The organism is candidate division KSB1 bacterium, assembly GCA_034506255.1.
Classification (GTDB): Bacteria; Zhuqueibacterota; Zhuqueibacteria; order Zhuqueibacterales; family Zhuqueibacteraceae; genus Coneutiohabitans; species Coneutiohabitans thermophilus.
On the sequence record JAPDPX010000001.1, the window covers coordinates 305,176 to 328,755 of the forward strand.

Sequence of the window (23,580 nt, forward strand, 5' to 3'; positions counted from 1 at the left end):
TGACAATGGGAAGGCAGAAACAAGAGAGTCATTTGCGGGTGTTTCTTCGCGCTGCCCCCCTTCGGAAACAGGCCATGGCATCGGCAGCAAAGGTCTCACCACGACAGGTGAGGGTTTTTCAGAATTTTACCGGAAACAATCGCGCAGGCGACCCCTGCGCGGCGGCGACAAACGAGGGAGTCACCAATGCCCGTTATCGATTCAACGAGAAAACTTTACGATAAACTGACCTGGACGTGGCGGCCGGCCAGTGAGAAGGAAGCCGGTGATGCCATCGTCAAGAACCTGCTGCTGCACTGGTTTCCCAACAAGATCAGCAAGGCCAGCCTGTCGTGGCGCTACTCCCTGTGGCTCGGCACGATCTCCTTCGTGCTGTTCATGATCCTCGTCTTCACCGGGGTGGTGTTGATGTTTCTCTATGTGCCCTCGGTGGAACGTGCTTATGACTCGGTCAAGGACATCGAATTCGTCGTTGCCTTCGGCTGGATGCTGCGCGGCATGCACCGCATGGCGGCACATCTGATGGTGGCGGCCGTGTTTCTCCACATGGTGCGCGTCTTTGTTACCGGCGCCTACAAGAACGGCAGCGCGGTCGGCGCCAACCGGCCGTTGAACTGGATCATCGGGCTGGTGCTGCTGCTGCTCACGCTGTTGCTGTCTTTCACCGGCTATCTTTTGCCCTGGGATCAACTGGCGTACTGGGCCATCACCGTCGGCACCAACATCGCACGCTCCGCGCCGCTGGTGGGTGAAGCGGTGCGCTTCTTTTTGCTGGGCGGCAACACCATTGAACAAGGCACGCTGATCCGCTTCTACGTGCTGCACGTTTTCTTCCTGCCCATGCTGGTGCTGCTGCTGTTTTCCTATCACATGTGGCGGGTGCGCAAGGATGGCGGTCTGGCGGTGACGGAACGCGAAGCCCGGCAACAAACTCCGGAGAAGATTGCACCGGTCAAATCCAAAACCTACTCTCTGCTCGGCCTCACCAACGGCACCACGGTGCACGTGCAGAACACGATGGTGGACGAGGAAAAGAACACCGTCCCCTCCGCGCCGCATCTGCTGCGGCGTATTTGGCTGGTGACGCTGCTGACCTTCGCCGTGACCTTCGTCTTGACGATCATTTTCCGTGCACCGCTGGAAGCACCCGCCAACCCTGCCGTCACACCCAACCCGGCGAAAGCACCGTGGTATTTCCTCTGGCTGCAGGAGATCGTCACACTCACCACCGTCCGGATCGGCTCCTTCACCATCAACGGTGCGCTGATTGGCGGCATCCTGCTCCCGGGCCTTCTGCTGGTGTTGGCGGTGTGGTGGCCCTATCGCGATCGGTCGGGTCTCAGCAGTGTGGGCGTGTGGTTTGCGAAGGAACGCAGCCGGCAAAACTTCATTTTCCTGGCGATCTGTGCCTTGATCATCGTGTTCATCATCATCGGCACGTTTCTGCGCGGGCCGTACTGGAATTTCTACTGGCCATGGGAAGCGTGGCCGGAGATGCCGGTGAAGTTCTAACTAAAAGGTTTGTCGTGCCCCCTTGGGGTGCCGGAAGTAGATGCTTGAAAAATGCCCGGCCCACGCAGAAACCCCGCGTGGCGTGCAAGCGGTTCAAACGCAAAGCCATAACCACGAACCTCGTACCCCGGAAAAGGCTGCTGCAAAAGCGGGAACGTTATGGATCACAAGACCATCAATGACAAACTCACCTTTGTAAACACCGACCGGCTCTTGTTGGGCTTGCTCGGTATGGTGGTGCTGTTGCTCACCGCGTTCATCTTTTACCGGTACTACACACCGGAGTGGCGGCGGTATCAGTCGGAGTTCCGCGAGCTGGTGGCGGAGAAGCTCGGGCCGGAGCGCGCCGCGCTGGCACCCACCGGCCTGCAACAAATCTACGTCAAAGAGCTTGACCGGGCCGATCGCTGCCTTACCTGCCATCTCGGCGTCGAATGGAAGGGGTTGGAAAACGCACCGCAGCCGTTTCGGACTCATCCCGCGGAGATTTTGCAACAGCATCCTCTCGCCAGGTACGGTTGCACCATCTGTCATGGCGGGCAGGGCTATGCCACCGATAAGCAGGCGGCACACGGCCTGGTTGCGCACTGGGAGGAGCCCGTGCTCGGCCGGGAATTGGGAGAATTCTACGTGATGAGTGACAGAAAGGCGTTGTTGCAGATGAACTGCAACGCCTGTCATCGCTATGACCGGGAGACCAGGGGCGCGGACTATATCAACCGCGCCAAGCAATTGGTGAATGAGAAAGGCTGCCGCGCCTGCCACGTCATCAATGGCCGCGGCGGCACGGTGGGGCCGGATTTGACCTGGGTGGGTGACAAATCGCCGGAACAATACAACTATGAACGCATCAAAGGCTTTCACTCGGCGTTCACCTGGCACGTGGCGCATTTCAAGAATCCCAAAGAGCTGGTGCCGGAAACCGTGATGCCGAATTTCAACTTTTCCAGCATGGACGCCCAGGCCCTGGCGATGCTGGTGATGAGCTGGAAGAAAGTGGATCTGCCGCTGGCGTATCTGCCCAATCACAACGTGCGTGACATTCCCACTGCAGCGGAGATGGAGAAAGAAAAGCGCATGCGGGAAGGCCCGGGCGCATTTTTCGTGCAGAACAAGTGTTTTGTCTGCCATTCGGTGTCGACCCTGGAGATCGAAGCCGCGGCGCAAATCGGCCCGGATTTGGCGCTGGCGGTCGAGGATGTGCAGGCGCGCTTCGGGCGCACGCTCGATGATTTCTTCCTGCGGCCGAGCGGCACGATGGAAGTGGTGTTGTCCACCATGATTCCGCTGACCACGGCACAGCGCCAGGAGGCCATCCAAAAGATGCGTTACGCCTACGAGCTGAAGCAGCAACAACGTGCGACCACGAAATGATTGGTGTGGCAGACAGGTCATGGTTCTCTGTTTAACCCCAAAGGAGGAATTCTGATGCGAGGCAAGTTTTTTTTGATTGCCGGCCTGGCATTTCTGGCCGGCCTGGCTCTGCAGGCAGGCTGCGGCGGCGGTGGCGAGCAGAAGGGGCGTGCCGGCGCCCGCTCGGACGTGCAGCAGGCGGCGCTCAAATCCTATGTGGCACCCGGTGATCTGGACGAGTATTACATTTTCAAATCCGGCGGGCATTCCGGCCAGGTGTACGTTTATGGTATCCCCTCCATGCGTCACATTGCCACCATTCCGGTGTTTACGCCCTATCCCGCCACCGGTTATGGCTTCGACAAGGAGTCGAAGGAGATGCTCGGCGGGTTCACCTGGGGTGATGCCCACCATCCCGCGATCAGCGAGACCAATGGCGACTATGATGGCCGCTGGCTGTTCATTTCCGACAATGCCAACAACCGCATGGCGCGCATCGATCTGCGTGATTTCAAGACCAAGCAAATTCTCGGTCCGATTCCCAACGTCTCCGGCAACCATTGCTCCTCTTTCGTGACGGAAAACACCGAGTATGTGCTGGCCGGCTCGCGCTTCTCGATTCCCCTGCCCAAGGGCACCTACGAGAACGCGCAGGACTACGCCACGAAATTCAAAGGCGTGGTGGCCGGCATCGCCGTCGACAAAAACACCGGCGAGATGTCGCTCGGTTGGGAGGTGCTGATGCCGCCATTCAACTATGATCTGGGCGACGCCGGCAAGGGGCCCAGCGCGGAGTGGGGTTTCTGGACCTGCTACAACAGCGAACGCGCCACCGGCCTGACCGACAAGTTCGAAGTCAGCTCGGCGCAGAAGGATCGTGACTACGTCATCGCGGTGAATTGGCGGAATGCTGAAAAGGCCATTGCGGACGGCAAGTTCAAGATGATCGGCGGCGTGAAGGTGATCGATCCGAAAGAGGTGGCCGGCGTGGTCTATCTGCTGCCCGCGGCCAAATCACCGCACGGCGTGGATGTCAGCCCCGACGGCAGGTACATCATCGCCAGCGGCAAGCTGCAGAGCATCACCACGGTGTTCAATTATGAGAAGATGCTCACCGCGATTCAAAACAAGGATTTCACCGGTGAGGAAGATGGCATCCCGGTGTTGAACTATGACAGCGTCAAGGATGCCGAAGTCAACGTCGGCCTCGGCCCGCTGCACACCCAGTTCGACGACAAAGGTTTTGCCTACACCTCGCTGTTCGTTGAAAGTGCCATTGCCAAATGGCGGCTCGGCACCTGGGAGGTGGTGGACAAGATTCCGGTGTCGTACAACATCGGCCATCTCGCCGCCGCGGAAGGCGACACCAAAAGCCCGGATGGCAAGTATTTGGTGGCGCTCAACAAGCTGTCACACGGCCGGCATTTGAGCGTTGGACCGTCGCAGCCCGAGTCCTCACAATTGATTGACATCAGTGGCGAGAAGATGGCACTGCTCTACGATGCCTTCACCGAGCCGGAGCCCCACTACGCCCAGATCATCAAAGCGGACAAGTTGAATCCGATCGAAGTGTATCCCAGGGAGGAAAACAAGGATCCCCATGCGGTTTGGGACGTGAAGGATGCACGGGTGGTGCGCAACGGCAAAAATGTTGAAGTCTACATGGTCGCGGTGCGCTCCAGCATGACGCCCTGGCAGGTCGAGGTGAACAAGGGCGACAAGGTGACGATCTATCTCACCAACATCGAGCAAACCACCGACGAGTTGCACGGCTTCGGGCTGAATGAATACAACATCAACGTCGTGGTTGATCCCGGCGAGACCAAGACCATCGAGTTCGTGGCTGACAAGGCCGGCGTCTATCCGTTCTATTGCACCAATTTTTGCTCGGCGCTGCACCAGGAGATGCAGGGCTATTTGCTGGTGAAAGGCTGATGCACGGCGCGTCTCTGCGCTCTCGCTCCTGCTCCTGTTCATACTCACTCCAACTAATTTGAGAAACGAGCAAGATTAAAGGAAAGAGGAGTAGGAGAAAGAGTAGGAGTAGGAGTAAGAGTAAGAGTAGGAGTAAGAGTAAGAGTAAGAGCGGTGAGCAGGAGCGGGGAGCTGCAGCAGGTTTGCGCAACCAAGGAAAACCATGATGCAAAAGTACATCGACAAGCTGAATCGATTTCTGGAGATGCCGATCGATCTGCGCAGTCGCGGCGTGATTCTGGTGGGCGCCCTGCTGCTGCTGCCCACCTATTTTTTCCCGCTCTGGCGCATGACGCTCTATTCCAACCAGTTTCCCGAAGGTTTGGTTTTGAAAATCTACTCCTACAAACTGGCGGGCGGCCAGTCGGCCTATCGCGATGACCTGCGGGAGATCAACACGCTCAATCATTACATCGGCATGCGCGAGCTGCATGAGGACGACTTCACCGAGTTCAAATGGATTCCGTTTGTGGTGGGCGGGGTGATGCTGCTGGCACTGCGCGTGGTGGTGTTGGGGAAAATGTCGAAGCTGGTCGACCTGTTCGTGCTCTTCTCCTATTTCGGCCTGTTTTCCCTGTGGAGTTTTTATCACAAACTCTTTCTCTACGGCCATCAGCTCGATCCCACCGCGGCGGTGAAGGTGGCGCCCTTCACGCCGCCCATCATCGGGCATCATACGCTGGCGAATTTCGAAGTCTACAGCCTGCCCGATGCCGGAACGTATTTCATGGTCTGTCTGCCGGTGCTGCTGCTGGCAGCCATGTGGTTGTCAAGGCAAAGCTGGCATAAAACGATGGTGAGATGAGAAATGAAGTTGCCGGCTCCCCTCATGCCCGGGGAACACGGTGCCTGGGCGGTGGTATTTGTGCCGCTGCTGGTGGGCGCCAGCCTGGCGGGAAGAGTGACATCCGCGGTGCTCTGGCTCGCGCTGGCGGTGCTGAGTGTGGTTCTCTGTTACGTTCCCGCGCAGATGATGCTGCGCGCCGCCTGCGGTGCCGCGCCGGACAGCAACAAAGCGGCGGCGCGTTTCTGGGGAACCGTCTACTTCACCGCCGGCGTGCTTTTTGTGCTGCCATTGCTGGTGCAGGGGAGATGGGCGCTGCTGGAAATCGGCGGCCTGGCCATTCTGCTTTTTCTGGCGAATTTTTTCCTCACGCGCCGCCGCGGCAAGACCATAATCAGCGATCTGCTCGCCACGCTGGGTTTGACGTTGAGCGCTCCCAGCGGTTATTATGTCGTGACCGGCAGGCTTGACCTCACCGCCGCCTGGATTTGGCTGCTGAATTTTCTCTTCTTCGGCGGCGGCATGATCTACGTGCACATGAAACTGGCCGCCACGGCGACGAAAAAAGCGCATCTGAGCTTGCAGGAGAAACTCAGACTGGGTGGACTGAATCTCGCCTACCATGTTTTCGCGCTGGCAGTGGTGGCCGTGCTCGCCGTGAGCCACGGGACGACGCTGTTTGCCGTGATCGCTTTTGTACCAATGACCCTGCATGCGCTTTACGGGACACTCAAACTCTCCACCCGAGTGAACTTTCGCAGGCTGGGTCTGGTGCTGCTGTGGCAAGCGCTGCTGTTTGCCTTGTTGCTCGGCCGCAGCGCCCGGGCCGGCAGTGAGGGCAGCTCCGCCCCCAACCCGTCACCGCGCTTGCCTGCTGCCGGCGCAGCAGTCCTGCCAGCCGTCGGGGATTTGCCGGCGCGCATCGCAGCGGCGCGACCGGGTGACACGCTGTGGGTGGCGCCCGGCATTTATCGCGGCAATCTGCATCTCGATAAAAAGCTGGCACTCCTCGGGCTGGGCAAGCCGGTGATCCGGGGCAGCGGCACCGGCAGCACGGTGTTGATCACGGCCGACTCCTGCGTGTTCCAGGGTTTCGTGGTCGAGCACAGCGGCCGCATGCTGGTGCATGAAGACGCCGGCATTCTGATCAAATCGCATCACAATTGCGTGGCCGATAATGAGCTGCGCGACGTGCTGTTCGGCATTTATCTTTTTCACAGCCACGACAATCTGGTGATGCGCAATCACATCAGCGGCCGGGCAGAGCTGGAAATGGGCGAGCGCGGCAGCGGCATTCATCTGTGGAATTCGCAGCGCAACCGGCTGATCGCAAACCGCATCACGCAGGCGCGCGACGGCTTTTACATTCAGAATGCCCATCACACCTGGCTGGAAGGCAACGAGGTGTTCAATCTGCGTTATGGCGTGCACTACATGTATGCCGATTCCAATGTCTTTTTGCGCAACCGTTTTTACGACAATGTCGCCGGCGCCGCCATCATGTACTCGCGCGGCATTCACCTGCGCCACAATGACTTCCTCCACAACCGCGGCTTTGCCTCCTTCGGCATCCTGTTTCAAGACTGCCATGATTCGGTGGCCGATTCCAACGTGATTGCCGACAACGCCGTCGGCTTGTTTTTCGAAGCCTCGACCAACAACCGCTTCCGCCACAATCTCATCGCCCGCAATGACATTGCGCTGCAGATGTTTCAAAACTCCGAGCGCAACACCTTCAGCGAGAACAATTTCGTCGACAACCTGAATCCGCTGCTGCTGGTGGGCAAACGCACGCTCAGCGCCTGGAGCGCCAACGGCCGGGGCAATTACTGGAGCAGCTACGACGGCTACGATCTCGACCACGACGGCATCGGCGATCTTCCGATGAAGATTCAAAATGTGTTCGACTATCTCGAAGGCCGGCATCCTCATTTGCGGCTCTATCTTTACAGCCCGGCGGCGCAGGCCCTGGCGGCGGCCGCCAAGGCTTTTCCCCTCATCGCAGTCAACCGCGAAATGGACGAGCATCCCCTGATGCGACCGGTGGCACTGCGCGGGCACGGCGGCAACCGCCTGCGGTGAGCGGCGGGCAACGGGCCGGTCCCGGATTTCACTTTCATCCCGGCAGGGTTGTTTTATGATCCAGGTCGAACATTTCACCAAGCGCTACGGCAAATTCACCGCGGTCGATGACATCTCCTTCACCGTGTCACGCGGCGAAGTGTTTGCCTTTCTCGGGCCGAATGGCAGCGGCAAGACGACCACCATGAAGGCAATGGTGGGCCTGAACCTTCCCACTGCCGGCCGCATCCTGATCGAAGGGATCGACGTGCACCGCTTTCCCAAGCAGGCAAAGCGGCTGCTGAGCTATCTGCCGCAGCGCGTGGTCTTCCCCGAAAATCTGACGGCGCGCGAAGTGGTGCGTTTCTATGACCGCGTGCGGCGGCTGCCGCCGGCGCTCGCCGATCAGGTGCTGGCCGGCAGCAATTTCAACGGCTTTTCGGACAAGACGGTGAGTGAATTCTCCGGCGGCATGATTCAACGCCTGGGGCTCGCGGTGGTCACGCTGCCGGATGCACCGGTTTTGCTGCTCGATGAGCCGACCGCCAATCTCGATCCGGTGGGCGTGAAACGCTTTCGCGAATTTGTTCTGGAGCAAAAACGCCGGGGCAAAACGATCGTTTTCTCGACGCATCTGCTCGCCGAGGCCGAACAACTGGCGGACCGCGTCGGTATTTTTGTGAGTGGCAAACTGGTGGCGCAGGAATCGATTGAAAGCCTGCGCCGGACCTTCCTGGCAAACGGCACCATCGAAGACATGTATTTGCACTATGTCGAAAGTCATCAGCGTGAAGAACGGTGAAAAAGCCGCGCTGCGCGGGCCTTGCCGGCGCAAGGAAACGGTCAAACGCGTGCAACCTCTCCGCCTCCGTGCGAGCTGCGCGTCTCTGGCCGGTTTTGTGATGGCGTTGTCCTGCTTTCTTTTTCAGGGATGTGGTTCTTCCGAAAGCAAGCCGGTGGACATTTTTCCGGAGGACATCTGCGCCTCCTGCCGCATGGCGATCTCCGAACGCGCCTTTGCTTCGCAGATACGCACCACCACCGGCGAGGTCTACAAGTTCGACGATCTCCGCTGCCTGGAAAATTTCATGCAGCGCGCCGGCAAGGAAGCCGTGGCGGCGGCCTTCGTGACGGATTACGCCACGCAGCGCTGGCTGCCGCTGGCGCAGGCCATCATCGTGCAAACCGGCATGCGTACCCCGATGGGCTCCGGCAGGGTGGCCTTTGCCGACTCGCTTGCGGCGCGCAGCCTGCTCGCGCGTTTTCCGCCCGGTGGCTGAGGCCAGCCGGAGCGAGGTGCAGCCGCCGGTGCCAGTGGCCGGCTCCTTTTCGAGGTTTAAAGGGCGAAGTCCGACTTGGGCAGCGGATTTTGCGAAATTCGAAAACTCGCCACGCCCAAGCCGGACTTCACTCATACGAAAGGCAAAGGGCATGGAATGGAAAATCATTCTCGAGATTGCGACGCAGGAGTTGACCATCAACATCCGCAACAGGTGGACGTTGATTTTTGCGGTGGTGTTCGGCGCCCTGGTGCTTAGCATTTCCTACTTCGGCATGCGGGCGGAAGGCTTCTCCGGCATGCAGAATTTCACCCGCACTTCGGCAAGCATTCTGAATCTCGTGCTCTATCTCGTGCCGCTGGTGGCGCTCATCATGGGAACGCTGAGCTTTACCGGTGACAAGGGCGCGACCGAGCTGCTCTACTCCCAGCCGGTTTTGCGCAGCGAGGTGCAGCTCGGCAAACTGCTGGGGGTGTTCGGATCAATGGCGTTGTCGACGCTGATCGGTTTCACGCTGGCGGGTGCGCTGGTGGTGGCGGCCAACGGGATGGGCGGGTTGCTGCGCTACAGCCTGTTCGTGGCGCTGGCGCTGCTGTTGGCACTGGTGTTTCTTTGCCTGGCGGCACTGGTGGCCACCGCCAACCAGCGCAAGACCAGGGCCTTTGGGGTGGCGCTGTTTCTCTGGTTCTTCTTTGTTTTCTTCTATGATCTGCTGGCAATCGGCGTGACGGTGTGGCTGCGGGGCGGGTCGGCGAACACCTTTCTCTTTGTCTCGCTGTTCGGCAATCCGGTGGACATGGTGCGGGTGGCTGCGCTGATCATCCTTGACGGCGTCACGATCTTTGGCGCGGCCGGTGCGGCCCTGCTGCGGTTTTTGGGTGGCAAGACGGCGAGCGTGGCGCTGTTGTTGTTGGGTCTCGCTGTCTGGATTTGCTTTCCACTCTGGGTTTCGCAGCGCTTGCTGCGGCACCAGGATATATGAGACCGCGGCGCGCCGTAGTGCGTGGAGGAGCCGGTGAACAAGAAGGTCTTTGCGGCAGGCGCGCTCGCGATCACGGCGGTGGCGGCCATCCTGGTGTACGTGCAGTGGTCACGGCAGCAGGCGCGTCTGGAACAGCTTCACTATGAACATAGGGAAACCGAGCTGGTCGTTGCCAATCAGCTCGGCGCGCAGGTTGTGCTGTTTCGCGCCGGTGCAAATCTGGACGACACGACCCGAGTGGCCGCCTTCAATGGCCGCCGGATGTGGCTGCCGGCGGGCAATTATTTTCTGCAGGTCAGGCATCAAGGCCGCACGCAGCACCTCCCGGTTCCGCTGGCTGGCTATCGGGCCGGCCCCGATGACGGTGGCGCCTTTTACGTTACCCTGCGGCGTGCACCGCAAGTTTATCCGCCGCGGCTGTTGCCCGGGCTGCCCGAGTTTGTCTTCATCCCCAGCGGCAGCTTTCTCTTTGGCGACCGTTTGAATCCCCGCGAGCCGCATTACCTCTGGCTCAGCAGCTTTTTCATTCACCCGTTTGAGGTCAGCAATGAGGAGTTTCGCGTGTTTCTGCGCGACTCCGCCGGCTATGCCGATGACCGCAACTGGACCGCCGCCGGCCGGCGCTGGAAGATGGCCAATGCCTCGCAGGCCACCGCTTTGCTGTCACCGCAAGCTCCCGACTATGTGCGCTTCGGCCAGCCGGATCAGCCGGTGGTGTGGGTGAATTGGTTCGAAGCCAATGCCTATTGCAAGTGGCTCACCAGGAAAATCGGTGGCGGTCGCTGGTTGTTCACGCTCCCCAACGAGGCGGAGTGGGAGAAGGCGGCACGTGGTCCAGACAACTTCGATTACGGCCTCAGCCTGTTCATCAGCGACCGCGAGATTCCCTGGTATAATTGGAAGAAGAACCCCGATGTGCCCGTGACCGTCGTGGGCTGGCAGCAATCTCCCACCTCTTTTCGCCCCAATCGTTATGGTCTGTATCACATGAGCGGCAACGTGGTGGAGTGGACGCAATCCCTCCTTCGCGCCTTCAATCGTGAGCGGCCGTTTCGCGATGATGACCGCAACCATGAGGAGGCCGCCGGGCTGCGCGTGGCCCGTGGCGGCTCATGGTACAGTGCCAGCGTGGCCCTGTTGTACCTTCCCTATCGCGATGCCTTCCAGCCCGAGCACAGCTCGCAAGATATTGGTTTTCGTTTGGTGGCCAGGATGCTGCCCTGAGGCCGCCACTGCGCCACTTGCCTGTCATTGTCCTTCTCCCAAATCACCTGCCGGCTTTTCCCAAGTTTGCGAAAGCCCTTTGTCATTTTCCGAGAAGGAAGAATTTCGCGGCATGATTTGCTGCCGCACCGTGCGGTCTAATTGGATAACATTCAAAAACATAAGCGGCCCGGTTTTGCCCTGACAGTTTTGGCACCATTGCTGCTCAATCAGGGCATGAAGCAGATCACACGACATCGTGTGCTCACCATCAGGAGGCTGTTATGAAGCCGTTGACCGCCAGAGACGTGATGAATCCCCATGTCATCGCGGTGCCGGACGACTGGACGATCGAAGAATTGGCACAATTTCTCATCGACAAGGCGATCACAGGGGCACCGGTCATGGATGAAACCGGCAAGCTGATTGGTGTGGTTTCGCTGACGGACATTGTGCAGCATGACAGCCTCGCCGAGATGCGCGCCCGTGCGGACGAGCCCCATGATTATTACCTGCACGGTTGGGAGGACCGGCTTTCGCCGGAGGAGATCAGCTCGTTTCATGTGGAAGAAAGGCCGTTGGTCACGGTGCGGGAGATCATGACGCCGTTCGTCTTCAAGGTGGATGAAATGACGCCCATTCAGGAGGTGGCGGATACCATGATCGGCGGACGCCTTCATCGGCTCCTGGTGACGCAGGGGGAGCGGGTGGTGGGCATCATCACCACCATGGACCTGCTCAAAGTCATCCGGGACATGCCGTAATGAAGAAAGCTGTCGAGGGAACCATGCAGACTCGCATTCGAATCATCCTGCTCGGTGGGGTGCTGGCCATGGGCACCGCCGTTTGGTCGCAGCAAACACTGCTGCTGGCGGCGCGTGAGGCGTATCAAGGCAAAAAGTACGGCGAGGCCATTCCCCTGTTGCGCGAAGAGTTGCAGCGCAATCCCGGCTCCGAGGAGGCGCATTACTATCTCGGCATGTCGCTTTGGCAAACCGGCCAGCGCGAGGAGGCCCTGGCTGAGCTGAAGCGGGCGCGCGAGTTGAACAGCAAGAAGGGCGATTATGTTCATGCCCTCGGGCTTTTGTACCTGGAGCTGCGCCAGTATGAAGCGGCCAGGGCGGTCCTGCAGGAAAGCGCCAGACTCAAGGAGAATCCGGGCCGGTTTTTGTTCGTGCTCGGCCAGGTCTATCTGGCGCAAGATTCACTCAATGCGGCTTTGATTACCCTGCTCAAAGCACGCGAGGCTTCGCCCCACGATGCCAATATCTATGTCGCGCTCGGCGATGCCTACGCCAAACAGAAAGTGCCGACACTGGCCATCGACAACTATCGCGAGGCGCTCAGGCTCGAACCCAACCGGGTGGAGGTGCATTACACCCTCGGCAAGCTGCTGATGAAGGAGCGCAACTTCAACGAGGCCCTGACCGAGCTGCAGGAAGTGGTGCGGCTCGCGCCCGATCATCCCGAGGCATACTTCGATCTCGGCAACATTTATTTCACCGCGCGGCGCTACGCGGAGGCCATCACCGCGCTGGAGAGCCACGTCGCCCGTCAGCCGGAATCCTATCCCGGCTTTTTTTTGCTGGCCAAAGCGCTTTATGCCGCGCGCCAGCCGGCTGCCGCCCTGGCCAAGGCGGAAAAGGCGGTGCAGTTGCATCCCGCGGCGGTGGAGGCACAGCGCCTGCTGGCCAACCTTTACTACGACACGCGCGACTACGAGAACACCGCCAAAGCCTATGAGCGGCTCGCAGCGATGGTCAACCACGACGGGCTGCAGGCCGAAGAATATGCCCGCTGGGGCCGCAGCCTGACGCGTTTGAAACAATACAGTGAAGCCATCCCCAAATTGCAGCAGGCGGTGGCGCTCGACTCCACCCAGGCGGATGTGTACTTCGACCTGGGCACGCTGCTGGTGATCGAGAAGCGCTATGCGGAAGCCATTCCCTGCTTTGCCAAGAAGATTCGCGCGGATTCCACCGCGCCGGGCGCCTATTTCAACCAGGGTATTGCCTACATCGGCCTGCAAGACTGGCGTGCGGCCATTCCGCCCTTGCGCAACAGTGTGCGGCTGAAACCGGACTATCTGGAGGCGCGAGTGTCGCTGGCGCGCACTTATGCCCAGGTCGATTCGATCGCCCAGGCCGAGGAGCAATATGAAGCGGTGCTGACACTGGATCCCAAAAACTCCGAAGCCATGAAGCAGATCGGCTTCTACAATTTGATCAAACGCAACTATGGCAGGGCCATCCAGATGCTGCGCAAGCATGTCGAACTCGAGCCCAAAAGTGAATATGGCTGGCTCTGGCTGGCGCAAGGCCTGGCGCTGAACCGGCAGCGCGAAGAAGCCATGGCCGCTTACCGCCGGGTGCTGCAACTCAACCCGAAAAACGAAGATGCCATCCGCGGCTTGAAGCTGCTGGAGCAATAGCGGGGTTGCCAGAAGGGCGCCCACAATCTGTGAAGGTTGCAGGCCGGGCCCAAACTCGGAGGCCGAGTTTCCCAAGCCCAAACCACAGGGAGGCAGGTCATGAAAGTGGAACGATTGGCTGGTGGCAAGGTGGTGATGATCTCGCCCAAGACCTCGCTGACGGGCAACGACGAGACCTTTGCGCTCCGGGAAACGCTGCACAACCTGGCGCAGGAGGACAACAAACTCGCCATCGTCAACCTGGAGAAGGTGCCCTATCTCAACAGCACCGGCATCGGGGTGCTGGTGGCGGCCCATCAGGAGTATGCGCAACGCGGCGGCCGGCTGCTGCTGTGCGGCCTGCGCGACAGTGTCGAAAACGTTTTGGTCATCACCAAATTGACGGAAGTATTCCACGTCTTCCCCAATCAAGAAGAAGCGCTCGCCAGCCTGGCGACGGCTTGAATCAACCCCTTCTCGGAGGCGAGTCATGAAAAGAAATCTCTTCCTGCTGATCGTCATTCTGATCGAATTTGCGGTGGCAGCCTACATTTATTACGGCATCTTTGGCGCGCCCAACGACCGCTACGGTCTGGAATTCATCTACAAGGGCGGCCCGCTGGTCATCCTGCTCATGCTGCTGCTGATGATGGACATCACCTTCATCGTGGAGCGGGCCCTGTCGCTCAACAAAGCCCAGGGCCGCGGTGCGCTGGTCAACTTCCTGCACAAGGTGCAGCGCAGCCTGATGGACGGCGATGTCGATACCGCCCTGAATGCCTGCAATGAACAGCGCGGCTCGATGGCCAACATCATCCGCGCCGGTCTGGAACGCTATCAACGCGTCAACCAGAAGCCCGACAGCGACATGGACAAGGTCGCCAAGGAAACCCAGCGCGCCATTGACGTGGCCACCAAGCTGGAAATCCCGCTGCTGGAGAAAAACTTGCTGGCACTGGCCACCATTGCCTCGATCGCGACCATGGTGGGCCTGCTCGGCACCACCATTGGCATGATTCGCGCCTTCCGCGCCCTGGCGCATGCCGGCGCCCCCGACGCCGTGCAGCTTTCCATCGGCATCTCCGAAGCGCTGATCAACACTGCCGGCGGTCTGATGGCGGCGATCATCGGCATCGTGTTCTACAACTATTTTGTCAACAAAGTCGACCGCTTCACCTACATGATCGATGAGGCGAGCTACTCCGTCGTCGAAATCCTGACGGGCAAGGGCAGGGAATCACGCTAACCCCGGGAGGGAGGTCTCATGGCAGCGCATCGTACCGGCATTCGGCTGGATATGACGCCGATGGTCGACATTGCCTTTCTGCTGTTGACCTTTTTCATGCTGACGACGCAATTTCGCCCGCCTGCGGAAGTGGATGTCGTCCTGCCCGATTCCCATTCGCAAATCAAACTGCCGGAATCGGATGTTTTGACCATCACCATCGCCAAGGATGGGGATCTTTACCTTGGGGTCGATTCGCAGTTTCTGCGCCGCCGGCTTTTCGGCGAGGAGTACATGCTCAAAACCGAAGTACCGATCGAAATGAAGTCGCTGGCACACAAGCTGGTGGAAGCGCGCGTGGCCAACCCCAAGCTGCGCGCCGTGCTCAAAAGCGACCGCGACACGGAATACGGCGTGGTGATGGCAGTGATGGACATCATGCAGAAGGTCAACCTCACCCGGTTCAATCTGGTGACCAATCTCGAACGCAACAACGAGTGAAACCGCCGCCACAGGCGGGAACCGGGTAGCGCCGCTGCCCGTTCGCCAGTGTGGGAGCACGGGCGCCGGCCGAGGGATAAAACGCTCCCCATGAAGGAAGGGCCAGTCTTATGGCAATGAATTTTGGTGAAAAAGCCGCCAAAAAAACCGTGGAAGACGAGAGCCGGCCCCGCAAGATCCAGCGGGTCGGCATCCACATCGACATGACACCGATGGTGGACATCGCCTTCCTGCTCCTGACGTTTTTCATGCTGACCAGCGTGTTCAGCCGGCCGCAGACCATGGAGATCAATCTGCCGCCCACCAACGTTGATGTCGAAGTGGCGGAGTCCAACCTGCTCACGCTGCGCGTGCTGCAGGACGGCAGCATCTACTGGAATCTTGGCATCGAAACGCCGGAGAAGATCGACTTCAAGGATCTGCGCAAGTTTCTCGATGAGCGCAACCGCGCCAATCCCAAGCTGATCACGCTGATCAAGGTCGATCCCAAAAGCAAGTATCACTTGATGGTGGATGTCATGGACGAGCTGGAGCTGGCCAATGTCAACCGCTTCAGCCTGGCGCCCATGAAGCCCAGTGACCTGGAAATGTTGCAAAAACTGCAGGCCAATGCCGGTTAGCGCGTTTCCCGTTTCGGGAAAGGAGAAACCAAGATGACAGCAAAAAGTCTCAAGCTTTACCAGCTTTTCCCCTACGGCGCGCCGGAACTGCACGCAGTTTACAATCGCTACCTGACCTGGGCCCTGGGGGTGGCGATCCTTTTCAACCTGGTGGCCATCGGCTTGTGGATTGGCGGGCGCGAGTGGTCGAAAGAGCCGGAAGTGCGCATGGTGCGCATGCGCGTGATCAAAGATATCGCCGAGCTGGGTCCCCCGCCCTCGATTGCCGCCTCTTCCATGCCCGCCATCGCCGTATCGACGCCGGTGGCCCGGCCTTCCGTGGGCATCCCGGTGCCGGTGCCGGATGCGCAAATCACACCGGAGGCCACCATTGCCACCCAGCAGGAGTTGTCGCAGTATCAGGCGCCGCTCACTGCCGGGGAAGGCACGGGCGGCGGTGATTCGTTGGTAATCGGTGCGGAAGAGTTGCTTTTTGGGGAGGAGGAACCGGCCATCGATGAATTTGTCCCCTTCCAAACGCCGCCGGCGATCATCAAACGTGTGCAGCCCGTCTATCCCGAGCTTGCCCGCAAAGCCGGCGTGCAGGGCAAGGTGTTCGTCAAAGCTTTGATCGACAAAAAAGGCCAGGTCAAGAAGGTGGTGCCGTTGCAGGGACCCGAAATTTTCTATGAAGCCGCCATTGCAGCGGTGCAGCAATGGGTGTTCAAACCGGCGATTTCGCAGGATCAACCGGTGGCGGTGTGGATGGCGATTCCCATCAACTTTGTGCTGCAGGAAGCACAGGCGGCGCGGCCAAATTGAGCGGGAGGATGAGCGACATGGCAGAAAATGGAACCTTTGCGCTCCGGCTCGAACGGGTGCAGGATTATGAGTTCAAGGTGATCTTCGACCAGGAGCAACTCGCCCCCCTGATTGTGGATGAACCCCCGCCCCTCGGCCACAGCCGCGGGCCCAATCCGGCCCGGTTGCTGGGGGCAGCCGTGGGAAATTGCCTGAGCGCGAGCTTGCTATTTTGCCTGCAAAAAGCTAAGATTGAAGTGAAAAATATCAAGACTACGGTCAACGGCACACTGGTGCGAAACGAGAAGGGCCGGCTGCGCATCGGCAAGCTCGCGGTTCATCTCATGGTGGAGGTTGCCGAAGAGCAGCAGCGCCTGCTCCGCTGTCTGGAATTGTTCGAAGATTTTTGTGTCGTGACGGCGGGCGTGAGAGGGGGCATCCCAATTGCCGTGGTGGTGAGCAATGCTCTGGGCGAGGAGCTGTACCGCGCTGCCGGAGAACCCGTAGCGGGCGGCACCTGATTCTGCTGGGAGCACGAGGGAGGGACTGCGTGCGAACCGTGTGTGGAATCGTTCGGAAATTTTCGGAAATCTGGCATGACAGCGCGAGTTTTCGTGGCTGTCTTTTTTGTTTCGGAAAGGGGAGGCCAGGTGCCGTGGCCGGCGTTGCCCCCGCACCTTTATTTCCAACAAGAAAGGAAGAAGCGGATGGAAGATGCCTTGCTGGTGCATCGCGTGCACTTTGCCTTCACGGTGATGTTCCATTATCTTTTTCCCCAGTTGACCATGGGCTTGGCGCTGCTGATTGTCATCCTCAAGGGGCTGGCCCTGCGCACCAAAGACGAGCATTACAACCGCAGCGCGCGTTTTTGGGCCAAAATCTTCGCGATCAATTTCGCCATGGGCGTCGTCACCGGCATCCCGATGGAGTTTCAATTCGGCACGAACTGGGCGAAGTTCTCCACCTTTGCCGGAGGCGTCATCGGCCAGACGCTCGCGATGGAGGGGGTGTTCGCCTTCTTTCTGGAATCGAGCTTTCTGGGTCTGTTCCTTTTCGGGGAAAAAAAGCTCGGGCAGACCGGCCATTTTGTCGCGGCCTGTCTGGTATTTCTGGGCTCCTGGCTGTCGGGCTTTTTCATCATTGCCACCAATGCCTGGATGCAGCATCCCGTGGCCTATTCGGTGGCGGCGGATGGCGCGGTGCATCTCAACAGCTTCTGGGGATTGCTGCTCAATCCCTGGCTGGGCTGGCAGTACCTGCACAACATGCTCGGCGCGGTGGTCACCGCGGCCTTTGTCATGTCGGCTGTCGGCGCCTTTTACCTGCTGGATCACCGCCATGAGGAATATGGCCGTGTGTTCCTGCGCCTGGGCGTCACCAGCGGTTTGGTCGCATCGGTGCTGGTGGCTTTTCCCACCGGCGACGGCCAGGGCAGGAATGTGGCCATCCATCAACCCGTGACCCTGGCGGCGATGGAGGGATTGTTCGCAACCAGGGAGGGCGCGGAGTTGATCCTCATCGGCCAGCCCGACATGGAGAAGTTGCGCATGGACAATCCCATTCACATTCCCCGGCTGCTCAGCTTCCTCACTTATTACCGCTGGGGCGCGGAAGTGAAAGGCCTGGATGCCTTCCCACGCGAGCAATGGCCCACCAACATTCCGCTGCTCTACTACAGCTATCACATCATGGTGGGGTTGGGCACGATTTTCATCGCGATCATGGCCGTTGCAGCATATCTACTCTGGCGGCGCAAACTTTACTCCACCCGCTGGCTGTTGTGGATTCTCATGCTCAGCTTTCCCTTTCCCTACATTGCCAACACTGCCGGCTGGATGACCGCCGAGCTGGGCCGCCAGCCCTGGCTGGTTTACGGCCTGTTGCGCACCAGCGAGGGCATCTCGCCCACGGTATCAGCAGGCAACGGCCTGTTCACGTTGCTGGGTTTCATGGGCATGTATGCCCTGCTCAGCATGCTGTTTCTGTTCCTGGTAATGCGTGAAGTTTTCCACGGGCCGGAGCCGGCGGCTGTCCCTGTCCCTGCCGCTTGATCCCTTTGCTGCCATGCCTGTGGTAACGGCCCCATCGGTTTGGCGTGGTGGCGATTGGCAAGCGTGAATCTTCGAAGTGATCACCTTGCAACGGCCGGTGAGGCACATGAAAATTTTCAGGGGTTCTCCGGCAATCGTAGTGGAAGAAACTCCGGCGCAGCCGGCGATCCCGTACAGCCATCGGTCCGGCCGGCACGGCGCCCGCGGTATTTTCGTATTCGCCTCCGGAGGTTTGAATGGAAATCTTCTGGTTTGTCGCGGTTGGCTTCATGCTGACGATGTACGTCATCCTGGACGGTTTTGATCTCGGCGCCGGGGTGCTGCATTTGCTGGTCGCCAAAAATGAGGAGGAAAGGCGCACGGTGTTGAACAGCATCGGGCCGGTGTGGGACGGCAATGAAGTCTGGCTGCTGGCGGCGGGTGGCACGCTCTATTTCGCCTTCCCCAAAGTCTACGCCTCCAGCTTCAGCGGCTTCTATCTGCCATTGATGATCGTGCTCTGGCTGCTCATGTTGCGCGCCCTCGGCATCGAACTCCGCCATCATATCCGCCATCCCATGTGGAAGGCTTTTTGGGATGTGACCTTCTCATTCGCCAGCACGCTGTTGGCGATCTTCTTTGGCGCCGCGCTCGGCAACGTGGTGCGCGGCGTGCCGCTCAATGCCGAAGGCTATTTCTTCGCGCCCCTGTGGACGACCTTTACCGTGGTGCCCGAAGCCGGCATTCTCGACTGGTTCACCGTGCTCATGGGGGTGGTGGCACTCGCGACTGTAACCGCACACGGCGCACATTTCCTCGCGATGAAGACGACGCATGCCCTGCAAACGCGTGCGCGGCTCTGGGCGAAAAGAGCCTGGTGGCTGACACTCGCCACCTCGCTGCTGGCTCTCCTGGCCACCTGGTATATTCACCCCGAAATTTGGGACAACTACCGGCACGCGCCCTGGGGATTCATTTTTCCCCTGCTCGGCCTGCTGGGCTGGCTCGGCGGCGCCTACTTTCAGGCCCGCCAGCAGGACAACCGCGCCTTTCTTGCTTCCAGCCTGTTCATCGCCGGGATGGCTGCGAGCACCGCTTTTGGTCTGTTCCCCACTCTCCTGCCGGCTTCAACCGACCGGCAATCCGCGCTCACCATTTTCAACAGCGCCGCCCAGGAATATGGCCTGAGTGTCGGCATGGTGTGGTGGCTCATCGGCATGCTGCTGGCGGCGGGTTACTTTGGCTATGTCTTTCATGCCTTCCGCGGCAAGACCCAATTGCCGGCCGAGGGTGAGGGTTACTGAGGCGGGTTGCTGTCCTCAGCCGGAGGGCGGGCTGCCGGCCGGCTTCGGCGGACCAACACAGAAATCTCATAAAGGAAAACTTTTCCTCAATGAAATTTTCTGTGCATGGATCGGAGCTTGTGAAGCTGGCGGCAGCCTGCCAAACCGTTTATCCAACTGCATCAGCAAGGAGACGCATGCGTACCCTCCCGGTTCAGACCTCCCCGCAACAAAATCACGCCGCGTTTCATCCCGATTTCATCTGGGTGGCGCTGGCGGCGGCGCAGTTTGCCGGCTTCGCCCTCGGCGCACACGTGGCCGCCGTCATCGGCTTTGACTTTCCGCTCGGTCCGGGTTTCTACAGCTTCATTCAGGTGCATGGCCATGTTCAGCTCGTTTCCTGGGCCGGGCTGTTCATCATTGGCATCAGCCTGCACTTCCTTCCCCGGCTGGCGGGCATGCCACTGACAAAGCCGCAATGGCGCGCCCGCATTCTCTGGCTGCTGACCGCCGGTTTGCTGCTGCGCACGCTGGGCCAGTGTCTGCTGCCTTATGTGCAGGAGAGTGCCTGGCAGACGCCATTGGCGTGGGCCGTCGTCGTCTCAGGGGTGCTGGAGTGGGCCGGCATTCTGGCCTATGCCGGATTGTTGTGGGGAACGATGCAACGTGCCGTTCAGACCGGCCCGCGGCCCGCACTCGAGCAAGTCAAGCCGTTTTTCCTCATGATGCTCGCCGGCTGGAATCTTTATGCCGTGATCAATGCCGCTCTGCTGTTTCACATGGCGGTGCAACGCCTGGTTGTGGTGCAGCAAGCCTGGAACGAATTCGCCATGCAGACTTATATCGGGCTGGTGTTGCTGCCGGTGGCGTTTGCGTTTTCCGTGCGCATGTTTCCTCTTTATCTGCGGCTGCCGGCAGTCACCTGGCCGGTGCGCCGCCTGGCGTATGCGTATGTGATCAGCCTGGGCCTGCAGTTGCTTGCTCTGCTGCCGCCGCTGGCCGCTTTGCCCACGCCCGCGCCGATGTTGCTCTCGGCGGCCGGGGGAATTGCCAGGGGCGCGGTGATTTTGATTTTCGTCTGGCAATTGGATTTGCTGACACGCTGGCGCCTGCCGTGGACCGCGAAGCGCGTGTTTCATCCCGGCCCGCAGCGCCCGGCAACGCGGCCCGGCCTACCTGACTACGGTGAGTTCGGCCGTTTCGAACGACTGGTCTATGCCGCTTATTCCTGGCTGGTGTTGGGCGCGCTGCTGGACCTTCTCTCCGGCGCCAGCAAGATTTTCGATTTCTCCCTGACGCACAGCAGCGATGCCAGCCGCCATGTGTATTTGCTCGGTTTTATCACCCTGTTGATTTTTGGCATGTCAGTGCGCATGCTGCCCGGCTTCCTGCAGAAGAAGCGGGTGTGGAGTCCGCGCCTGGTGAGCGCCACCTTTTGGCTGGGCAACCTTGCCGTTGTCCTGCGGGTGATGCCCCTGCTTGTGCCGATGGCCGTGTTCGAAGCGCTGCCCGTGATTGCGGTGGTGACGCAGGCAGCATTTGGTCTGTCGGGGATCGTGGGGCTCACCGCCCTCGCATGTCTGACGATCAATTTGATGAAGACACTGTGAACCATCGCGAGAACAGCGGGCACGCAGAGAAAAGCCTTCGGGTCGGTGGCACACTCCCGTGCGTTGCCCTTCGTCTCTGCTTCCCGCCCGCCGGGAGCTGCGCGGCGGTGCCCCCGGGCGTTTTGATGTTTCACTTCCAGCCCGACTTTTGGTCTGCCTGACTCATGAATGATGTGATTCAGATTTTGCTCGCACAACCGCTGTTGCTGCTCTTTTTGGTCGCGGCCATCGGCTATCCGCTGGGGCAGATCAAAATTCACGGCAGCAGTCCGGGCGTGGCGGCGGTGTTGTTTGTCGGTCTGGCCTTTGGCGGCCTGCATCCCGGTCTCGAACTGCCCGAGATCATCTATTTGCTCGGACTGGTCATCTTCGTCTACACCGTTGGCCTGGGCAGCGGTCCGGGTTTTTTCACCTCCTTTCGGCGCAGCGGCCTGCGCAACAACCTGCTGGTGCTCGGCATGTTGCTGCTGGCGATGTTGCTGACCGTGTTTTGGCATTTCGCTCTGCGGCTGCCGCCGGCGCTGACCGCCGGTCTGTTTGCCGGCAGCCTGACCAACACGCCCGCACTCGCCGGCGTGCTCGATCAAGTCAAGCGCTCTGCTGGCGGTCCCGAAAATCAGCATCTGCTCACGGCTCCGGTGATCGGCTACTCGCTCGCCTATCCCATGGGCGTGATCGGCGTGCTTTTGGCGATCTATCTGCTGCAGCGGTTCTGGAAAATCGATTACGCCCGGGAGGCCGCAAGTCAGCGCGAGTCGGGTGTCCTGGGCGCGCGCCTGCAGAACCGCACCCTCCGCGTCATACAGCCGCATTTTTTCGGCCTGACCCTGCGGGAGTTGAAAACGCAGCAGGGATGGCAGGTGGTCTTCGGCCGGATGAAGCGGGAGGGCCGGCTGTCGCTGGCCGGCGAGCAAACCCGTTTGCAAGCCGGCGATCTCCTCAGCGTGGTGGGCACCGCCGAAGACTTGGAGCGCGTGACGGCGGCTTTGGGGGAGGTGAGCAACGAACACTTGGATTTGGACCGCTCCCAGCTCGATTATCGTCGCATCTTTGTTTCCAATCCCCGGGTTGCCGGCCACCGCCTGCGCGATCTCAATTTGCCGCAGCAATACGGCGCCGTGATCACACGCGTGCGCCGCGGCGATCTCGAATTCCTGCCGCACGGCGACACCGTGCTGGAGCTGGGCGACCGCATTCGCGTGCTCACCCGCCGCGATCATATGGAAGCAGTGAGCGCGTTTTTCGGCGACTCTTATCGCGCGCTCAGTGAAATCGACATCCTCACTTTCAGTCTGGGCCTGGCGCTGGGTTTGGTGGCGGGCCTGGTGCCCATTCCCCTGCCCGGCGGCGTGGTGATCAGGCTCGGCTTTGCCGGCGGCCCGTTGCTGGTGGCGATGATTTTGGCGACGCTGCGCCGCACCGGACCATTGGTGTGGCACATGCCCTACAGTGCCAATCTCACCCTGCGGCAAATCGGGTTGATCCTTTTTCTGGCGGGGATCGGCATACGCTCCGGTCACGCCTTCTTTTCCATGCTCACGCAAGGCAACAGCCTTGCCCTGTTCGCCGCCGGCGCGGGGATCACGCTAGTGGTGGCCTTTCTCACCCTGTTGATCGGGCACCGCGTGTTGAAAATACCGATGAGTATTTTGATCGGAGTGCTCGCCGGCCTGCAGACGCAACCAGCGGCACTCGGTTTTGCGCTGGAACAAACCCGCAATGATCTCCCCAATCTCGGCTATGCCTCGGTTTATCCCCTGGCCATGATCGTCAAAATCATCCTGGCGCAGGTGCTGCTGACTCTGCTGTCCTGAAGCAGGTGGCCTGCTGCGATACGTCTTTTTGCTTTGATCTTGCCGGCCAAATCCTAAATTGTGTCCGTCCTGAAACAGCAGGACTGCCCGGGCAATGCTTTCTCGCATGCCCCCCAACCTTTTACTCCATCAATTCACAGGCCGCGATGCCGCATGGC

22 protein-coding genes are annotated in these 23,580 nt (G+C 59.8%); 21 read left to right on the top strand and 1 reads right to left on the bottom strand.

The features are described 5' to 3' along the window. The first annotated feature begins 186 nt into the window (after positions 1-186). The 9 genes from ONB52_01255 to ONB52_01295 all read left to right on the top strand — a co-directional run bounded on the left by ONB52_01255 (position 187) and on the right by ONB52_01295 (position 11,170). Entirely contained in the window at positions 187-1,512 is a 1,326-nt protein-coding gene (locus ONB52_01255) for a cytochrome b N-terminal domain-containing protein (protein ID MDZ7414768.1), read from the top strand. 159 nt (positions 1,513-1,671) lie between these two features. Further along, positions 1,672-2,886, top strand: coding sequence for a c-type cytochrome (locus ONB52_01260; GenBank protein MDZ7414769.1), 1,215 nt, complete (start codon positions 1,672-1,674; stop codon positions 2,884-2,886). Positions 2,887-2,940: 54 nt separating this feature from the next. Continuing rightward, positions 2,941-4,800 carry a Sec-dependent nitrous-oxide reductase gene (gene nosZ / locus ONB52_01265; GenBank protein MDZ7414770.1) on the top strand — a complete coding sequence of 620 codons (1,860 nt, stop codon included), beginning with the start codon at positions 2,941-2,943 and terminating at the stop codon, positions 4,798-4,800. A 202-nt stretch (positions 4,801-5,002) separates the two neighbouring features. After that, positions 5,003-5,644 carry a hypothetical protein gene (locus ONB52_01270; GenBank protein ID MDZ7414771.1) on the top strand — a complete coding sequence of 214 codons (642 nt, stop codon included), beginning with the start codon at positions 5,003-5,005 and terminating at the stop codon, positions 5,642-5,644. A gap of 3 nt (positions 5,645-5,647) precedes the next feature. Further along, positions 5,648-7,705: a YwiC-like family protein gene (locus ONB52_01275; protein MDZ7414772.1), complete on the top strand. Its 2,058-nt coding sequence runs from the start codon at positions 5,648-5,650 to the stop codon at positions 7,703-7,705. Positions 7,706-7,760: 55 nt separating this feature from the next. Beyond that, complete coding sequence (locus ONB52_01280) at positions 7,761-8,486, top strand: ABC transporter ATP-binding protein (GenBank protein MDZ7414773.1); 726 nt, start codon at positions 7,761-7,763, stop codon at positions 8,484-8,486. Continuing rightward, a complete protein-coding gene (locus tag ONB52_01285) occupies positions 8,455-8,964 on the top strand; it encodes a nitrous oxide reductase accessory protein NosL (GenBank protein ID MDZ7414774.1) in 510 nt (169 codons plus the stop codon). The genes ONB52_01280 and ONB52_01285 overlap by 32 nt, the downstream gene beginning before the upstream one ends. Positions 8,965-9,115: 151 nt before the next feature. Continuing rightward, entirely contained in the window at positions 9,116-9,946 is an 831-nt protein-coding gene (locus ONB52_01290) for an ABC transporter permease (GenBank protein MDZ7414775.1), read from the top strand. Positions 9,947-9,979: 33 nt separating this feature from the next. Continuing rightward, complete coding sequence (locus ONB52_01295; GenBank protein MDZ7414776.1) at positions 9,980-11,170, top strand: formylglycine-generating enzyme family protein; 1,191 nt, start codon at positions 9,980-9,982, stop codon at positions 11,168-11,170. A 24-nt stretch (positions 11,171-11,194) separates the two neighbouring features. Here ONB52_01295 and ONB52_01300 read toward each other — a convergent pair whose 3' ends face one another. Beyond that, the gene (locus ONB52_01300) at positions 11,195-11,407 is read right to left on the bottom strand and encodes a hypothetical protein (GenBank protein ID MDZ7414777.1); all 213 of its coding nucleotides are present in this window, start codon (positions 11,405-11,407) and stop codon (positions 11,195-11,197) included. A 26-nt stretch (positions 11,408-11,433) separates the two neighbouring features. Here ONB52_01300 and ONB52_01305 point away from each other — a divergent pair, with 26 nt between their 5' ends. The 12 genes from ONB52_01305 to ONB52_01360 all read left to right on the top strand — a co-directional run bounded on the left by ONB52_01305 (position 11,434) and on the right by ONB52_01360 (position 23,422). Next, positions 11,434-11,913 (top strand): CBS domain-containing protein, encoded by a 480-nt coding sequence (locus ONB52_01305; GenBank protein ID MDZ7414778.1) that lies wholly within the window; start codon positions 11,434-11,436, stop codon positions 11,911-11,913. 23 nt (positions 11,914-11,936) lie between these two features. Continuing rightward, positions 11,937-13,580: a tetratricopeptide repeat protein gene (locus tag ONB52_01310; GenBank protein ID MDZ7414779.1), complete on the top strand. Its 1,644-nt coding sequence runs from the start codon at positions 11,937-11,939 to the stop codon at positions 13,578-13,580. A gap of 99 nt (positions 13,581-13,679) precedes the next feature. Beyond that, entirely contained in the window at positions 13,680-14,024 is a 345-nt protein-coding gene (locus tag ONB52_01315) for an STAS domain-containing protein (protein ID MDZ7414780.1), read from the top strand. A 25-nt stretch (positions 14,025-14,049) separates the two neighbouring features. After that, positions 14,050-14,805 carry a MotA/TolQ/ExbB proton channel family protein gene (locus ONB52_01320; protein ID MDZ7414781.1) on the top strand — a complete coding sequence of 252 codons (756 nt, stop codon included), beginning with the start codon at positions 14,050-14,052 and terminating at the stop codon, positions 14,803-14,805. A gap of 18 nt (positions 14,806-14,823) precedes the next feature. Continuing rightward, positions 14,824-15,285 (top strand): biopolymer transporter ExbD, encoded by a 462-nt coding sequence (locus tag ONB52_01325; GenBank protein MDZ7414782.1) that lies wholly within the window; start codon positions 14,824-14,826, stop codon positions 15,283-15,285. A 110-nt stretch (positions 15,286-15,395) separates the two neighbouring features. After that, positions 15,396-15,905, top strand: coding sequence for a biopolymer transporter ExbD (locus tag ONB52_01330; protein MDZ7414783.1), 510 nt, complete (start codon positions 15,396-15,398; stop codon positions 15,903-15,905). Between the two features lie 33 nt (positions 15,906-15,938). Next, positions 15,939-16,706, top strand: a complete 768-nt coding sequence (locus ONB52_01335) for an energy transducer TonB (protein MDZ7414784.1) — start codon at positions 15,939-15,941, stop codon at positions 16,704-16,706. Positions 16,707-16,723: 17 nt separating this feature from the next. Next, positions 16,724-17,206 carry an OsmC family protein gene (locus ONB52_01340; GenBank protein MDZ7414785.1) on the top strand — a complete coding sequence of 161 codons (483 nt, stop codon included), beginning with the start codon at positions 16,724-16,726 and terminating at the stop codon, positions 17,204-17,206. 186 nt (positions 17,207-17,392) lie between these two features. Beyond that, complete coding sequence (locus ONB52_01345) at positions 17,393-18,736, top strand: cytochrome ubiquinol oxidase subunit I (protein ID MDZ7414786.1); 1,344 nt, start codon at positions 17,393-17,395, stop codon at positions 18,734-18,736. Positions 18,737-18,972: 236 nt separating this feature from the next. Beyond that, positions 18,973-20,019, top strand: coding sequence for a cytochrome d ubiquinol oxidase subunit II (gene cydB / locus ONB52_01350; protein ID MDZ7414787.1), 1,047 nt, complete (start codon positions 18,973-18,975; stop codon positions 20,017-20,019). 176 nt (positions 20,020-20,195) lie between these two features. Beyond that, entirely contained in the window at positions 20,196-21,608 is a 1,413-nt protein-coding gene (locus ONB52_01355; GenBank protein ID MDZ7414788.1) for a hypothetical protein, read from the top strand. Between the two features lie 173 nt (positions 21,609-21,781). Continuing rightward, positions 21,782-23,422: a transporter gene (locus tag ONB52_01360; protein ID MDZ7414789.1), complete on the top strand. Its 1,641-nt coding sequence runs from the start codon at positions 21,782-21,784 to the stop codon at positions 23,420-23,422. Positions 23,423-23,580 lie beyond the last annotated feature (158 nt).

Excerpts from the sequence above, each read along its gene's own strand:
- ONB52_01270 (MDZ7414771.1), top strand. The coding sequence starts at position 5,003 with ATGATGCAAAAGTACATCGACAAGCTGAATCGATTTCTGGAGATGCCG.
- ONB52_01275 (MDZ7414772.1), top strand. The coding sequence starts at position 5,648 with ATGAAGTTGCCGGCTCCCCTCATGCCCGGGGAACACGGTGCCTGGGCG.
- ONB52_01300 (MDZ7414777.1), bottom strand. The coding sequence starts at position 11,407 with ATGTCGTGTGATCTGCTTCATGCCCTGATTGAGCAGCAATGGTGCCAA.
- ONB52_01315 (MDZ7414780.1), top strand. The coding sequence starts at position 13,680 with ATGAAAGTGGAACGATTGGCTGGTGGCAAGGTGGTGATGATCTCGCCC.
- ONB52_01345 (MDZ7414786.1), top strand. The coding sequence starts at position 17,393 with ATGGAAGATGCCTTGCTGGTGCATCGCGTGCACTTTGCCTTCACGGTG.
- ONB52_01335 (MDZ7414784.1), top strand. The coding sequence starts at position 15,939 with ATGACAGCAAAAAGTCTCAAGCTTTACCAGCTTTTCCCCTACGGCGCG.
- ONB52_01280 (MDZ7414773.1), top strand. The coding sequence starts at position 7,761 with ATGATCCAGGTCGAACATTTCACCAAGCGCTACGGCAAATTCACCGCG.
- cydB (MDZ7414787.1), top strand. The coding sequence starts at position 18,973 with ATGGAAATCTTCTGGTTTGTCGCGGTTGGCTTCATGCTGACGATGTAC.
- ONB52_01355 (MDZ7414788.1), top strand. The coding sequence starts at position 20,196 with ATGCGTACCCTCCCGGTTCAGACCTCCCCGCAACAAAATCACGCCGCG.
- ONB52_01330 (MDZ7414783.1), top strand. The coding sequence starts at position 15,396 with ATGGCAATGAATTTTGGTGAAAAAGCCGCCAAAAAAACCGTGGAAGAC.
- ONB52_01305 (MDZ7414778.1), top strand. The coding sequence starts at position 11,434 with ATGAAGCCGTTGACCGCCAGAGACGTGATGAATCCCCATGTCATCGCG.
- ONB52_01285 (MDZ7414774.1), top strand. The coding sequence starts at position 8,455 with ATGTCGAAAGTCATCAGCGTGAAGAACGGTGAAAAAGCCGCGCTGCGC.
- ONB52_01320 (MDZ7414781.1), top strand. The coding sequence starts at position 14,050 with ATGAAAAGAAATCTCTTCCTGCTGATCGTCATTCTGATCGAATTTGCG.
- ONB52_01260 (MDZ7414769.1), top strand. The coding sequence starts at position 1,672 with ATGGATCACAAGACCATCAATGACAAACTCACCTTTGTAAACACCGAC.
- ONB52_01255 (MDZ7414768.1), top strand. The coding sequence starts at position 187 with ATGCCCGTTATCGATTCAACGAGAAAACTTTACGATAAACTGACCTGG.
- ONB52_01310 (MDZ7414779.1), top strand. The coding sequence starts at position 11,937 with ATGCAGACTCGCATTCGAATCATCCTGCTCGGTGGGGTGCTGGCCATG.
- ONB52_01290 (MDZ7414775.1), top strand. The coding sequence starts at position 9,116 with ATGGAATGGAAAATCATTCTCGAGATTGCGACGCAGGAGTTGACCATC.
- ONB52_01325 (MDZ7414782.1), top strand. The coding sequence starts at position 14,824 with ATGGCAGCGCATCGTACCGGCATTCGGCTGGATATGACGCCGATGGTC.
- nosZ (MDZ7414770.1), top strand. The coding sequence starts at position 2,941 with ATGCGAGGCAAGTTTTTTTTGATTGCCGGCCTGGCATTTCTGGCCGGC.
- ONB52_01340 (MDZ7414785.1), top strand. The coding sequence starts at position 16,724 with ATGGCAGAAAATGGAACCTTTGCGCTCCGGCTCGAACGGGTGCAGGAT.